At 59.2% G+C, this 14,489-nt stretch carries 13 protein-coding genes; 3 read left to right on the top strand and 10 right to left on the bottom strand.

Translation table 11 applies throughout. The features are described 5' to 3' along the window. Positions 1–14: 14 nt before the first annotated feature. Positions 15–1,148 (top strand): Fic family protein, encoded by a 1,134-nt coding sequence (locus tag ASC74_RS02990; protein ID WP_056739129.1) that lies wholly within the window; start codon positions 15–17, stop codon positions 1,146–1,148. Between the two features lie 432 nt (positions 1,149–1,580). On the opposite strand, the gene ASC74_RS02995 is transcribed toward ASC74_RS02990, so the two are convergent. The 4 genes from ASC74_RS02995 to plsB form a co-directional block, all read right to left on the bottom strand. After that, on the bottom strand, positions 1,581–2,270 hold the full coding sequence (locus tag ASC74_RS02995) for a DUF4197 domain-containing protein (RefSeq protein ID WP_056739131.1): 690 nt from the start codon (positions 2,268–2,270) through the stop codon (positions 1,581–1,583). A 27-nt stretch (positions 2,271–2,297) separates the two neighbouring features. Beyond that, on the bottom strand, positions 2,298–2,696 hold the full coding sequence (locus ASC74_RS03000; protein WP_056739133.1) for a YbaY family lipoprotein: 399 nt from the start codon (positions 2,694–2,696) through the stop codon (positions 2,298–2,300). Positions 2,697–2,801: 105 nt separating this feature from the next. After that, positions 2,802–3,404, bottom strand: coding sequence for a hypothetical protein (locus tag ASC74_RS31540; RefSeq protein WP_156400787.1), 603 nt, complete (start codon positions 3,402–3,404; stop codon positions 2,802–2,804). Positions 3,405–3,514: 110 nt separating this feature from the next. Further along, the gene (gene plsB, locus ASC74_RS03010; RefSeq protein ID WP_056739137.1) at positions 3,515–5,998 is read right to left on the bottom strand and encodes a glycerol-3-phosphate 1-O-acyltransferase PlsB; all 2,484 of its coding nucleotides are present in this window, start codon (positions 5,996–5,998) and stop codon (positions 3,515–3,517) included. A gap of 163 nt (positions 5,999–6,161) precedes the next feature. Between plsB and ASC74_RS03015 the strand changes: the two genes are divergently transcribed. Further along, the gene (locus ASC74_RS03015) at positions 6,162–6,371 is read left to right on the top strand and encodes a cold-shock protein (RefSeq protein WP_008146705.1); all 210 of its coding nucleotides are present in this window, start codon (positions 6,162–6,164) and stop codon (positions 6,369–6,371) included. A 76-nt stretch (positions 6,372–6,447) separates the two neighbouring features. On the opposite strand, the gene ASC74_RS03020 is transcribed toward ASC74_RS03015, so the two are convergent. From ASC74_RS03020 to ASC74_RS03035, 4 genes are all read right to left on the bottom strand, one after another. Next, positions 6,448–6,825: a hypothetical protein gene (locus ASC74_RS03020; protein ID WP_008146702.1), complete on the bottom strand. Its 378-nt coding sequence runs from the start codon at positions 6,823–6,825 to the stop codon at positions 6,448–6,450. Between the two features lie 83 nt (positions 6,826–6,908). Beyond that, entirely contained in the window at positions 6,909–7,718 is an 810-nt protein-coding gene (locus ASC74_RS03025) for a putative RNA methyltransferase (RefSeq protein ID WP_056739139.1), read from the bottom strand. After that, positions 7,718–8,869 carry a succinyl-diaminopimelate desuccinylase gene (dapE, locus tag ASC74_RS03030; protein ID WP_008146697.1) on the bottom strand — a complete coding sequence of 384 codons (1,152 nt, stop codon included), beginning with the start codon at positions 8,867–8,869 and terminating at the stop codon, positions 7,718–7,720. Before dapE ends, ASC74_RS03025 begins: the two co-directional genes overlap by 1 nt. Before the next feature lie 241 nt (positions 8,870–9,110). Next, entirely contained in the window at positions 9,111–11,702 is a 2,592-nt protein-coding gene (locus ASC74_RS03035) for a glycosyltransferase (RefSeq protein WP_056739141.1), read from the bottom strand. A 221-nt stretch (positions 11,703–11,923) separates the two neighbouring features. Between ASC74_RS03035 and tcdA the strand changes: the two genes are divergently transcribed. Continuing rightward, positions 11,924–12,742: a tRNA cyclic N6-threonylcarbamoyladenosine(37) synthase TcdA gene (tcdA, locus tag ASC74_RS03040; protein ID WP_056739143.1), complete on the top strand. Its 819-nt coding sequence runs from the start codon at positions 11,924–11,926 to the stop codon at positions 12,740–12,742. An 87-nt stretch (positions 12,743–12,829) separates the two neighbouring features. On the opposite strand, the gene ASC74_RS03045 is transcribed toward tcdA, so the two are convergent. Both ASC74_RS03045 and ASC74_RS03050 read right to left on the bottom strand, forming a co-directional pair. Then, positions 12,830–13,234: a SufE family protein gene (locus ASC74_RS03045; protein WP_056739145.1), complete on the bottom strand. Its 405-nt coding sequence runs from the start codon at positions 13,232–13,234 to the stop codon at positions 12,830–12,832. Further along, positions 13,231–14,436 (bottom strand): aminotransferase class V-fold PLP-dependent enzyme, encoded by a 1,206-nt coding sequence (locus tag ASC74_RS03050; RefSeq protein WP_056739147.1) that lies wholly within the window; start codon positions 14,434–14,436, stop codon positions 13,231–13,233. Before ASC74_RS03050 ends, ASC74_RS03045 begins: the two co-directional genes overlap by 4 nt. Positions 14,437–14,489: the final 53 nt, after the last annotated feature.

The raw sequence follows: 14,489 nt of genomic DNA on the forward strand, positions 1-14,489 counted from the left end.
TTGAGACAGTAATAATGAAAAAGCCGCCGATTTTGAGAGGACGGACCGACCCGGTATTCGACCTGTTGGGGAAGTCACCCCACAAGGAACGCCTCTCGGACTACCTTGCCTTGCTCAAGCCGCTGGACGATCAGGGGCGCTATCTGCCTTTCGATGAGTTGCGCTACCGCTGGGCGCCGGGGCTGGATTCGAATCTGTGCTGGGCGCTGGTGAAGAAAGCCCGGACTGCGCAGTACTCAAGTCTTTTGCCGCTGGGCGAGCCGCTTCAATGGGGCAACTTCGTGCTCACGCCGTTGGCGCAGAAAGCTGTTTCCGCCGTCGATCGACAAGCCACAACGGCCGCGCTGGAGTACATGACCAGTCAGATTGGTGAGCATGCGCACTTCAGCTATCTGCTCAACGATTTGATCGAAGACGAAGCCATCAGCAGCAGCCAGCTCGAAGGCGCGGCGACCACCACGCGCGTGGCCAAGGACATGCTCAAGCGCAATCGCCTGCCGCGCACGCCGGATGAGCGAATGGTGATCGGCAACTTCAAGATGATGAATTTCGCCTGGGAAAAACGTTATGACGTCTTGAGTGTTGAACTGATTTCAGCCATGCACCGGGTGGGTGTCGAGGGCATTGATGACACGCAATATTCGCCGGGGGAGTTCAGGGCCAACGATGATGTGGTGGTGCAGGACGGCGAGGGCAACACCGTGCATACACCGCCGCCCGCAGCAGGGCTGGTGTCACGATTGCGGGTGTTGTCGACGAGGATCAACCAGCCCCACAACGATCCCGATCAAGTGGATTACCTTCATCCACTGATCAAAGGCATCGGGCTGCATTTTGCTCTGGGCTATGAGCATCCGTTCCGCGACGGCAACGGCCGGGTGGCGCGGGCGCTGTTTTATTGGTTCATGTTCAAGAATGACTTCTCTGCCTTTCGCTACATTGCGATCAGCATTTTGCTGCGCAGTGCGCCGGTGAAATACGGACGGTCTTATCTGAACACTGAGGCTGATGACCTCGATCTGACTTATTTCATCGATTTCCAGTGTTCGGTCATCCTGCGGGCTGTCAGCGGTTTCACCGAGGCTTGTCGGAAAAGTCTGGCGTATACCGAGTGTTTGAGAAGCGAAAGATGGGGCGCGAGTGGGTAATGTCGATCAGTTAAGCCAAAACGCGATCCGTAGCAGCTGGCGAAGCCTGCGTTCGGCTGCGCAGCAGTCGTAAAACCTGAGTTTGCGGTCTTCCTGAAACACCGCATCGTCTGATTTCACGACTGCTATCGNAACGCGATCCGTAGCAGCTGGCGAAGCCTGCGTTCGGCTCGATCCGTAGCAGCTGGCGAAGCCTGCGTTCGGCTGCGCAGCAGTCGTAAAACCTGAGTTTGCGGTCTTCCTGAAACACCGCATCGTCTGATTTCACGACTGCTGCGCAGCCGAACGCAGGCTTCGCCAGCTGCTACGGATTGTGTCGTTCCTTAACTGATCGGCATTAGGCGCGAGTGGGTGTTCTTTCTGCGGGCTCAAAACACAACTCCGTTCTGATCATCCCACGCAGAGCATGGGAATGATCAGCAGGAGAGAGTATTAGAGGGTGCCAAACACCTTCTTCGCCAAACTGGTCGCTGCGGCTGCAGGATTCTGGCGAATGGCTTCTTCCTGTTTACCAATCATCTCGAACAGACCGTTCAATGCCTGCTCGGTCACATAACTTTCGATGTTGGCGCTCTTCGCATCCACCACACCCATTGTCGCGGCTTGCCCGGCGAACGAGTTGTACTGCTTGGCCAGGCCCACCTGGTCGGTGGCTTGCTTGACGATTGGCAGGAACTTGACGCGGATCTGTTCGCGGCTGGTTTTGTTCAGGTACTGAGTGGCCGAGTCCTTGCCGCCGCTGAGAATGCCCTTGGCATCCTCCACGCTCATCTTCTTCACCGCGTCCACCAGGATCGGCTGGGCTTGTGTCACGGCGGTTTCAGCCGCTTTGTTCATGCTGGTTTCCAGCTGATCGACCTGGTCGCCCATGCCGAACTGCTTCATCTTGCTGGCGACTTTGCCCAGTTTGCCCGGCAATTCGATTTTCACGTCCGGGTTGTTGCTGAAGCCGCCCGGCGTGCCGAGTTGTTTCACGGCCAGTTGCGCACCTTGAGTCAGGGCATCCTTTAGGCCGCCGGTGGCGTCGTTTTGCGACAGGTCGTTGAGCGACAGCGCCAGGGCGCTGGCGGAGATCATCAAGCCTGCGCACAGGCCGGCGAAGCGAAGGGTAGGGCGGAACATGGCAGCTTCCTTGTTCAAAATAGAGAATTAGCGGGCGGCGTCGACGCGGATTTTCAGTGGCTGCGGGTCGCTGCCATCCAACTGCACGGCGTGATGTTCGGTGGTGATGAACATCAGCTCGCCGTTGACTTCGATCCGTGCGCTGACCGAATAACGATGACCCGGTTTGACCTGCGCTGGATCGTAACTCAGATGAAACGGCAGCGGCACCTGGCCTTTGATCGGGCCTTTCTGTTCGTCGAGAACCACGGCGGGCGCGTCGGCCAGGGAAACGTCCTGCAAGCTGACGCTCAAGGTCGCGCTGGGCGGCAAGGCGATGCGTTGCAAGTAGAAGACTTCGCCTTCAAGGCTGGTTTTGGCGGCAGGTTGTAGGGTTTGGCAGGCTCCGAGCAAGGCAGTAAGCCCTAGAAACAAGAGTTTTTTCATAAGTTGAATCCCTGTCGTTGGCGCCCGAAGTAGACGAGCGCCGACGACAATTTAACGGATTTTTCCGGTGATTTCGCCCCGTGGATCTTTTGATATGCGCTTTTTTCAAATTCTACTAAAGGGTTTCAATACAACGGACCCGGGATATAACGCAATTGAATTGTGGTATTCATTTTCAGTGGCGGTCAGCGTATAGCGTTTGCCAGGTACGACAGTCTCCGGGTCGTATTCCAGATAGAACGCCTCGGCCATTTTTTCGCTGATATGTATTTGAGTCAGTTGCGCAGCCGTATCGTCGTGCTCGTGGGCGACAACAGTGACTGCGTGTTCAGGTTGAACCGCTTCAGGCTCCTGTGCCTGGAGGTAAAGGCGGCCGACAGGGCTGAGATGCAGGGTTTGTCGGTGCGGCGCACGATGGACAGTCACGAAGTAGTCCAGGTCAATCAGCAGTGGAACGCCGTTGTGGGTCATGCTGATCGTTACAAGGTATTTGACGCTGACATCGGAATAGTTGTGCATGAATGAAAAATTCCAACGCCCGCTATACAGTTCCGGTTTGCGGGATTGCGCAACTTTTATGGAAGTTGTTGAGTTGGCAGTTTGCACGCTTATACAGGTTTCGCCTTCGCCATCATCGGGGGGTAGAAAGTCTTCAGGCAAACTGAAAGTTAGAGTGACGTAGTTGTTGGTGTTTTCTAATGGATTCATCGCGATATCCGTATCGGGATTTAAGTGGGCCTCTATTAATCCATAATTGACAGGTTATAAGAACATCCTTGTTCTTATAGTCATTGTCAGAAAGTTACAAGCAACCTCAACTAAGCCTGATCCGCCGCATCCTCACTTCGATGCAACGCGACCTGACGGATCGACAAGCGAATCTCCGCCGGCAACACCCGCTTGGCCGCGCCTTCGGCCAGTTCGCCGAGCAATTCGTGATAGCTCAGCTTGCCGGCCTCGTCGCGCTTGAGCACATCCAGATCCAGCATGGTCTGGATGAAGTGGCGGAACAGGCTCTTGTCGAAGAATTCCGGGGCGTTGAGGCCATGGAGGATCGACAGGCGCTGGGCCATGACTGTGCACAGGTCTTCCAGCTCTTCGGCGCTGATGCTGTTCTGACCGCTGTTGAGCAGCAGGGAAACGGTCATGTAGAAACGTTGCAGGGTCTGGGCGATGCTTTTCGACAGCAGGGTCAGCAGCACGAAATGCCGCGAGCTCGGCGCCGGACGCAGGTAGACATCATTCTCAAAACGCAGCAGACCTTGCTCGACGAAGGCTTCGAGCCATTGATCGATCACCGCATCCAGCTCGTCCAGCGACCAGCGAATGAACAACTCCGATTGCAGGTACGGATAGAGCGCGCGGGTGTAGCGCAGGATCTGTTCGCGGCTCATGCGCGAGGCGCTCTGGAAGAAGCTTGCCAGCAACGCCGGCAAGGCGAAGATGTGCAAAACATTGTTGCGGTAGTAGGTCATCAGGACGGCGTTCTGCTCGTCCAGGTACAGAATCTTGCCCAGTGCATCGCTCTGCTCGGACAGCAGATCCATGTCCTTCACATGCTCGATCAGCGCCCGGCCGTCACCTTCCGGCAGGGTGGTGTGCGGCGAATACGGGACCTTGCGCAACAGCGCCAGATACAGATCGAGCACCCGCGCCATGGCACGATCATCCAGCGCGAGACGACTGGTGGACAGCAACGCCAGGGCCACCAGGTTGACCGGGTTGATCGCTGCCGCTTCATTCAGATGCTGCGCGACTTTCTCGCCGAGGCGGTTGGTGGTTTCGTTGAGCCAGGCCGGTTTGAACTGCGGGCCGAGTTCCTGTTTACGCCAGTCCGGCTGTTCGCTGTCGAGGAATTCCGCCAGTTTGATCGGCTCGCCGAAGTTCACCGCCACTTGGCCGAAGCGCTGCTTGAGCGCGCCGATGACTTTGAAGATGTCGAAGATCGATTCTTTCTTCTTGGTCGCGCCACGCAGTTCGCCAAGGTAGGTCCGGCCTTCCAGCACGCGCTCGTAACCGATGTAGACCGGGATGAAAACGATCGGCATCCGCGACGAACGCAGGAAGCTGCGCAGAGTGATTGCGAGCATTCCGGTTTTCGGCTGCAGCATGCGTCCGGTGCGCGAACGGCCGCCTTCGACGAAGTATTCGACCGGGAAGCCTTTGGTGAACAGGGTGTGCAGGTATTCGTTGAACACCGAGGTGTACAGCGGGTTGCCCTTGAAGGTGCGGCGCATGAAGAACGCACCGCCGCGACGCAGCAGGCCGCCGATCCCCGGCATGTTGAGGTTGATCCCGGCGGCGATGTGCGGCGGGGTCAGGCCGTTGCGAAACAGTAAATAGGACAGCAGCAGGTAGTCGATGTGGCTGCGGTGGCAGGGCACGTAGATCACTTCGTAACCCGGGGCGACCTTTTGCACGCCTTCGATGTTGTTGACCTTGATGCCGTCGTAGATTTTGTTCCAGAACCAGCTCAGCACCACTTCCATGAAGCGGATCGCGGTGTAGGTGTAGTCGGAGGCGATCTCGTTGCCGTAGCGCAGGGCCTGGGCCTTGGCTTTCTCCGGGGAGATGTTCTCGCGCTCGGCTTCATCGAGGATCGCTTGCTTGACCAAAGGCTGGTTGAGCAGGCCTTTGACCAGGTTGCGCCGGTGGGAGATGTCCGGGCCGATGACCGCAGCTTTGAGGTTGCGGAAGTGCACCCGCAGAATCCGCTGGGCCATGCGCACGGTGCGCTCGTGGCCCTTGTTGTGGTCGATCAGCTCACGCAGGTGAATGGGTGCCGAAAACTGCACCCGGGTTTTGCGCCCTAGAACGATGATGCTCAACAATCGACGCAGACGCCCGGTGACTGCCCAGCTGTCGGCGAAGAGCAGTTTCCACGGGCTAGATTCGCTGTCCGGCGATTGGCCCCAGAACACGCTGACCGGAATGATCTGCGCATCTTCGGCGGCGTTCTGGCTCAGGGCGCTGACCAGACGAGTCAGGGTCGGCGGTGCACCGCGCTTATCCTGACGGCCGAGCCAATCGGGCTCCGGCGTCAGGTAAAAGAACGCGGCGGGCTCCACCAATGTACCTACCGAGACCGGCAACACCGGGCGCGGCAAGCCCGCCTTGCTGCACTCGGTATCGACCACGGCCAGGTCGGTCAGCGAAGGGTTTTGCAGGACGTAGAACACCGGACGGCTGCGGTCGAGGTTGAGGGTGAACGACGACTGATTGATCGTCTCCGAGCGAACCCAGAGGTAGAGCAGTCGGCGCAGGGTGCCAAACACAAGACGGCGGAACGGGGAACGGGTCATACGGCATCTGCGTGAGTGAATAAAACCGAGCGTTTGCTCGGGCGGCCGATAGTGTGCCGTATTCGCCGAAAATCGGCAAAAAAGCGGCTAAGTAAAGTGAGTTGAGAGTTTTGGCGGCTGTCATATACTCGGCCGTTCAAAATAAAAACAAGGGGGTACTGACATGGCTACGCGCGAAACCGGCAATGTGAAGTGGTTTAACGACGCCAAGGGCTACGGCTTTATTCAGCGCGAGGACGGGGTGGACGTGTTCGTGCACTACCGCGCGATTCGCGGCGAAGGGCACCGCTCGTTGGCTGAAGGTCAGCAGGTTGAATACGGCGTGGTGACTGGCGAGAAGGGTTTGCAGGCTGAGGATGTGGTGGGGCTGTAAGCCCATTCTCCAGATCACCCAAAACCACTGTGGGAGCGAGCAAGCCCGCTCCCACATTGGATTGGTGTTGCTGGTTTTAGACGGTTTTCCAGGTGATCTCTTCTTCACCATCCGCGCTGATGCGCATCCAGCGATCAGCTGTCTCTTCACCTTCCTCCTCGACCCAGCTACCCGGTGCGCAACGCACTTCGACGTTCAGCGCGGCGAACGCTGCGCGGGCGCAGGCGATGTCGTCTTCCCACGGGGTCTGGTCGCTGTCCAGGAACAGGCTGTTCCATTTGCCCACGGCTTTCGGCAGCCAGGTGACCGACACGTTGCCGGCCTTGCACTTGTAGGTCTGGCCTTTCTGGACCCAGTCGGTGCATGGGCCCAAAGCAGTGCCAAGCCAGGCCGCGACGGCCTTGTAGTCGACGTCGGCGTCTTTCAGGTAAATCTCGATATCGGGTTGGCGCATGGATGTCCTCACTGCGGGTTTGAAAAATCCATTCGCGGATTTAGCCGGCCTACGGCAAATGCCGGAGACCAAAAAATTAAAATTTATTGAAGTACGAAGTAATCGTAGCGCATCGAAACAGTGACCTCGAACGGCTCGACCTGTTCGATGACCGCCGCCCTGCGTTCAGCACTGGCGCGCCAGCCGTGGGGCGTCATGGCCAACAGGTTCGCACGGTCCTGACCCTTTTCCAGCGTCAGTTTGAACTCCAGGGTTTCGCTGTGCTGCAGCGTCATGCCTTCCGGCACCAGGGCCAGATGCTTGTCATCGGTGTATTCACGGACTTCGTCGTACAGACGTTCGCGCAATTCCATCAGATGGCCGCTGGTCGGCCCGACTTTCATCAAACCGCCACCTGGGCTGAGCAGGCGTTTGGCTTCCTCCCAATCCAGCGGGCTGAAGACGCTGGCGAGAAACTGGCAGCTGCCCGAGGCCAACGGCACCCGCGCCATGCTGGCGATCAACCAGGTCAGCTGCGGGTTGCGTTTGCAGGCGCGTTTGACCGCTTCCCGGGAGATGTCCAGCGCGTAACCGTCGGCGTTCGGCAAGGCCTCGGCAATTTGCGCGGTGTAGTAACCCTCCCCACAACCGATGTCCAGCCAGCGCTGCGGTGCGTACTGAGCGGCCAGTTCTGCCAGACGCTTGGCCACCGGCGCGTAATGGCCGGCGTTCAAAAAGTCGCGCCGGGCTTCGACCATCGCCAGGTTATCCCCAGGGTCGCGGCTGTTCTTGTGCTGCACCGGCAACAGGTTCAGGTAACCCTGACGCGCACGGTCGAAACGATGCCCGGCGGGGCAGGCCACGCCGTTGTCCACCGCGTTCAGCGGTTCGCTGCAGATCGGGCAGGCGAGCATCAGGCGAGCAACTTGATCAGAGTCTGGTAGTAAATTTCGGTCAGCACATCGAGGTCTGCAGCCAGTACACGCTCGTTGACCTGGTGGATCGTCGCGTTGACCGGGCCGAGTTCAACCACCTGAGTACCCATGGTCGCGATGAAGCGCCCGTCGGAGGTGCCGCCGCTGGTGGAGGCTTTGGTCTCGCGACCGGTGATGTCCTTGATGCTTGATGCGACAGCATCCAGCAACGCACCCGGCTCGGTGAGGAACGGCAGGCCGGACAGCGCCCAGTCGATGTGCCAGTCCAGGCCATGCTTGTCGAGGATGTCAGCGACGCGCTTTTGCAGGCCTTCCACGGTGGATTCGGTAGAGAAGCGGAAGTTGAACACCGCCACCAGGTCACCCGGAATTACGTTGGTCGCACCCGTGCCGGAGTTCACGTTGGAGATCTGGAAACTGGTCGGCGGGAAGAAGTCGTTGCCGTGGTCCCAATGCTCGGCGGCCAGTTCGGCCAGCGCCGGGGCGGCGAGGTGGATCGGGTTCTTCGCCAGGTGCGGATACGCCACGTGACCTTGCACGCCGCGCACGGTCAGCTTGGCACCGAGGGAACCGCGACGGCCGTTCTTGACCACGTCACCCACCAGGGTGGTGCTCGACGGTTCGCCGACGATGCACCAGTCCAGACGCTCCTTACGGGCGGCAAGGCGTTCGATCACCGCTTTGGTGCCGTGGTGCGCCGGGCCTTCTTCGTCGCTGGTGATCAGGAAAGCAACCTTGCCCTTGTGATCCGGGTAGTCGGTGACGAAACGCTCAGCCGCCACGGTCATGGAAGCGAGGCTGCCTTTCATGTCCGCCGCGCCACGGCCGCAGAGCATGCCGTGTTCGTCGATTACTGCGTTGAACGGGTCGATCTGCCAGGCAGTCACCGGGCCGGTCGGCACCACGTCGGTGTGACCGGCAAAGCACAGCACCGGACCGTCGTGTTTACCGTGGGTCGCCCAGAAGTTATCCACATCTTCGATGCGCATTGGCTCAAGCGCAAAACCGGCATCGCCCAGGCGCTGCATCATCTGCTTCTGGCAATCGGCGTCGACCGGCGTCACGGATGGACGGCGGATCAGGTCGATGGCGAGTTGAAGGGTCGGCGAAAGGTCGGCGTGGGCCGTCATGGGGAACTCCGAAAACATGAAATATGGGCGCGGGCTAAATGTGGGAGCGGGCTTGCTCGCGAATGCGGTGTGTCAGTCAGCATATAAAGTTGATTGTTACACCGCATTCGCGAGCAAGCCCGCTCCCACAGGTTTTGAGTACGGTCAGAAAGACCGTATATCACGCCAAGGCGCGCAAAATGGCGGTTATCTTAAAGCAAAACGGCGGCCATTGGCCGCCGTTTAGTGCATCCGCAACGATTTAGACCGCCGGTGCCGTCTCGCCCTCGACCGCCGGTTTCGGCAGCGAAGACAAGAACGCCATGATCAGCGCCGCCAGGTATGGCAATGATTGCACGAGCAACATCGTCACCCAGAAGCGCATGTCGTTGCTCGGCAGGCCGTTCACCAGGAAAATCCCCAGCGCCGCGCTCCACAACAGCAGCATGATGAACATTTCTTCGCGAGCTTCCGAAATCGCCACCCAGAAGCCGTGGTTGTCGGCGTTTTTCGGGGTGCGGAAGAACGGAATGCTGCTGGTGAAGAAACCGTACAGCACCGCTTTGGCGATGGTGTGCGACAACGCCAACCCTGCCAATGCCGCGCAGAACGCATCCTTCAGGTTGACCCCGACCGCACGGCGGTACAGGAAGATGATCTTGCCAACCTTGAACACGAACAGCGCCAATGGCGGGATCGCGAAAATCAGCAACGGTGGATCGACCCGCTGCGGCACGATGATCATCGCCGCCGACCACAACAGGGCGCCCACGGTGAAGAAGATGTTCATGCCATCCGCGACCCACGGCAACCAGCCCGCGAGGAAGTGGTAACGCTGGCCACGGGTCAGCTCGGTGTCCTTGCCGCGCAACAGACTGGCGGTGTGACGCTTGATGATCTGAATCGCACCGTAAGCCCAGCGGAAACGCTGTTTCTTGAAGTCGATAAAGGTATCGGGCATCAGGCCTTTGCCGTAGCTGGTGTGGTAATACGCCGCTGACAAGCCTTTTTCGAATACACGCAGACCCAACTCGGCGTCTTCACAGATGCACCAGTCAGCCCAGCCCAGTTCCTCGAGCACCGAGCGCCGGGTCATGGTCATGGTGCCGTGCTGGATGATCGCGTCACGGTCGTTACGGGTGACCATGCCGATGTGGAAGAAGCCTTTGTATTCCGCGTAGCAGAGCTTCTTGAAGGTGCTTTCGTTCTGGTCGCGGTAATCCTGCGGCGACTGCACCACGGCGATTTTCGGATCGGCGAAGTGCGGCACCATGTGCTTGAGCCAGTTCGGGTCGACGCAGTAGTCCGAGTCGATCACCGCAATCACTTCGGCATCCTTGGCGGTGTGCGGAATCAGGTAATTCAGCGCGCCACCCTTGAAGCCGGCCAACGGTGCAACGTGGAAGAACTTGAAGCGCGGGCCGAGGGTTTCGCAATAATCGCGCACCGGTTCCCAGACCGCCGGGTCCTTGGTGTTGTTGTCGATGATCAGGACTTCGAAATCCGGATAGTCGAGGTTGGCCAGGGCGTTGAGGGTCTGTTTGACCATCTCCGGCGGCTCGTTGTAGCAAGGCACGTGAATCGAGACTTTCGGTCGGTAGTCCGAATCGCCCACCACCGGCAGGAATTCACGTCGGCGTTTGTGGGTCCAGACCGCTTCGGCCAGTTCATGCGCCTCGGTCAGCAACACGATAAACACCCCGAGTGCGCCGAGCGCGAGCAAGAAGCCCACCGTCAGGCTGAACCAGGTGCTGTATTGCTGACTGTAGTCGTAACCGATCCACACCAGCACCGAACCACAGAGGAACGCGGTGAAGGTCAGGAAGGTGCGGCCACGTTGACGCAGGGCCGAGCCGTCGATCATCAGCAGGGTCAGGGACAGCAGAGCCAATACCACGGAACCGATGGCCAGCACGCGCCATTGCGGGATCGCGACGACCGGGCCTTCGAAGTTGAATTTCTGCTGGCGCGCGGCGTTGAAAACACCCCAGTAAGCGCCCACGGAACCTTCGTCACTGGCCTTCCACGGTTGGTCAAAGGCTTCGATCACGAAGTAGTTGAAGCCCTGGCGATTGAGCTTGTTGACCAAGGTCCGCAGATAAATCGCCTGGTCTGCCGGCGACGCGTCGGCGCCACCGCGCATACGGCCGTTGCTCGGCCAGCCGACTTCCGACAGCAGCAGCGGTTTTTTCGGGAACATCTTTTTCAGGTCCCGGGCGCGGTCGAGTACGAACTGCCCGGACTGCTCCATCGGAACATGTTCCCAGTACGGCAGGACGTGGGCGGCGATCAGGTCGACGTGCTTGGCCAGGCTAGGGTTTTCTTCCCAGACGTGCCATTGCTCGGAGGTCGTCACCGGTACTTTCACTGCCGCGCGGACGCGATCAAGGATCACGCTCAGTTCGGCGGCGGTAATTTCCTTACGGAAGATCGCCTCGTTACCGACTACGACGCGAACCACGCTGCGGGAGGTATTGGCCAGGTCAATGGCGCGCAGGATTTCACGCTCGTTGCGCGCAAGATCCGGGCTGATCCAGATACCCAGCGTCACGCGCAAACCGAATTCTTCGGCGAGCTTGGGAATATCACCCAGGCTGCCATCGACCGAGTAAGTACGGATGTTGTCCGTCAACTTGCTCATGATCTCCAGATCGCGACGCATTTCATCGTCGGTCGGGTATTGCTCTTTTTGTGGGTACTGCCCTTGCTGGAACGGCGAGTACGAAAAGCCGGAGATCTGTTCAGGCCAGTTGGGGGCGGTGACCGGGCGATTGATCAGCGCCCAGAAGCCGGTAAACAAGGCTGCGATGGCGAGCACCACGACCAGGTTGAGTCCAAATTTACGCGATGACATAGCTTTTTCGGGTTCCAAAGGCTGTGGAACGAAGGAACGGTTTGCGGCTGGCTGCCAGGGGCAGGGGCGCGCATCCTACACTGGAGGTTCTCTGACCGTACAGCGAACAGGGAAACGCCCGACATTGGGCACTCTGGTTTCACATAAGTTCTTTCACTTGTCGCCGGAAGGTTAAAAGTTCTCGCACTGTGGCCCTATAATGCGCGCCGGTTTTTGGGGTAATGGTCATGAGTACAGAAGATCCGCGGTTTGCAGGCATCGCCCGTTTGTATGGCATCGACGGCCTGGAGCGTTTGCGCGCGGCCCACGTGGCGATCGTCGGCGTTGGTGGCGTCGGTTCCTGGGCGGCGGAAGCCGTCGCCCGTTGTGGCGTGGGCGAGATTTCGCTGTTCGACCTGGACGACGTCTGCGTCAGCAACGCCAACCGTCAGTTGCACGCGCTGGACAGCACCGTCGGCAAACCCAAGGTTGACGTGATGGCCGAGCGCCTGCGCGGGATCAACCCGGACTGCACGGTGCACGCGGTGGCGGATTTCGTCACCCGCGAGACCATGGCCGAATACATCACGCCGAACATCGACTGCGTCATTGATTGCATCGACAGCGTGAATGCCAAGGCGGCGCTGATTGCCTGGTGCAAGCGCCGCAAGATTCAGATCATCACCACCGGCGGTGCGGGTGGGCAGATTGATCCGACGTTGATTCAGGTGTGCGATTTGAACCGGACCTTCAATGATCCGTTGGCTTCGAAAGTGCGCTCGACCTTGCGCCGGGATTACAACTTCTCACGCACTGTGACCCGCCATTACAGCGTGCCGTGCGTGTTTTCCACCGAACAACTGCGCTACCCGAAACCGGATGGCAGCATTTGCTTGCAGAAGAGTTTTGTCGGTGATGGTGTGAAGCTCGACTGCGCCGGAGGATTTGGTGCGGTGATGATGGTGACAGCGACGTTTGGCATGGTTGCGGCGACCAAGGCTGTGGATAAGATTGTGGCGGGTGTGCGTCGCCCATCGGATCGGGTTAAACCTGAGGTTTAGAGGGCTGCGGATGGCCCCTTCGCGAGCAAGCCCGCTCCCACATTGGAATGTGGTTCCCTGTGGGAGCGGGCTTGCTCGCGAAGGCGGTTAACCAGCCAACTCATTCATCCGCTGTAACACGGCATTAAGGCCATTACTGCGCGACGGCGACAGCTGCCGGCTAAGCCCCAACTGATCAAACCAATCCGGCAAATCCACGTGCTGCAACTCAACCGCTGACAACCCGTTAACCCGCGCCAGCAGCAACGCCACCAACCCGCGAATCAACCGCGCATCGCTGCTCGCGGCGAACTGCCAGTGACCATCCTTTAAGTTACCCACCAGCCATACCTGACTTTCACAGCCATGCACGCGGTTGGCGTCGACTTTATCCACATCGCCCAAAGCGGGCAGACGGTCGCCCCATTGCATCAACAGCCGCGCCCGTTGTTCCCAACCGGCAGCCTTCTGAAAAGTATCCAGCGCTGTAGCTGCATCGGCAGGCAAGTTCATCGCAACAACTCCAGCGCCTGATCCAGCGCTTCAAAGAACCGTTCCAAATCTTCGGAATCGTTGTACAGCGCCAACGACACCCGGATGGCCCCAGCCAGCTCAAAATGCTTGAGCAACGGCATTGCGCAGTGATGACCGGCGCGCACCGCGATCCCCTGTTCGGTCAGCAAATGCGCCAAATCAGAGTTATGCACACCCTCGACGACAAAACTGGCCAGCGCCAGTTGCGGTTTGCCCAACAACCGAATGCCGTTGCGTGCTTCAAGGCCTTTGAGCAAATAGTCATGCAGCGCTGCTTCATGGGCGCAAACCGCGTCCTGATCGAGCCCCGCCAGATAATCCAGCGTCGCCCCCAAACCAATCACCCCGGCAATTGGCGGCGTACCCGCCTCGAAACCCAGTGGCGCCGGGCGGAACCGTGCGCTGTGGTAATCCGTATCCAGCACCATTTCACCGCCGAATTGCCAGTGGCGCAGTTGCTCAAGCGCTTCGTTGCGACCGAACAGCACGCCCAGACCGTCGGGGCCGTAGAGCTTGTGGCTGGAAAACACATAGAAGTCGCACCCCAGCGCCTGCACGTCGTGCCGGCCATGAACCACGCCTTGGGCGCCATCGACCACGGTCAGCGCGTTATGCGCCTTGGCCATCGTCAAGAGGGCGGGCAACGGTTGCCAGGCGCCGAGTACGTTGGACAGCTGACTGACGGCCAGCAAGCGGGTTTGAGGACCGATCAACTGCGCGGCAGCATCAAGGTCGATCAAACCGTCGGCGTCCAGTGGCAGGATCACCAGTTTCAGGTCGCGACGGTGGGCCAGCTGCTGCCATGGCAACAGATTGGCGTGATGCTCCAGGGCGCTGATGACAACTTCATCGCCCGGATTGAAAAGATGTTCCAGGCCATAAGCCAGGAGGTTCAGCGCAGACGTTGCGCCGTGGGTAAAGATGATCTGCCCGCAATCGCCAGCATTGAGCCAGTGGGCGACTTTGCTGCGGCTGGCCTCGAACGCCTGGGTGGCGTGGGCGCCGGGCAGGTGTTGCGCCCGATGCACGTTGGCCGCGCCGTTGGCGTAGTAGTGCGCCAAGGCATCCAGCAGGGCTTGAGGTTTTTGCGTGGTGGCGGCGTTGTCCAGATACGTCTGGTCTTGCCGTTGCAATGCGGCGATGGCCGGAAAATCGGCGCGCCAGGGAGAGTGAATCATCATGTGTTCAGCCCTGTGAACTTGGGCGGATGTACACCGGACCTTGTGGGAGCGAC

Source organism: Pseudomonas sp. Root329 (assembly GCF_001424925.1).
Classification (GTDB): domain Bacteria; phylum Pseudomonadota; class Gammaproteobacteria; order Pseudomonadales; family Pseudomonadaceae; genus Aquipseudomonas; species Aquipseudomonas arabinosi.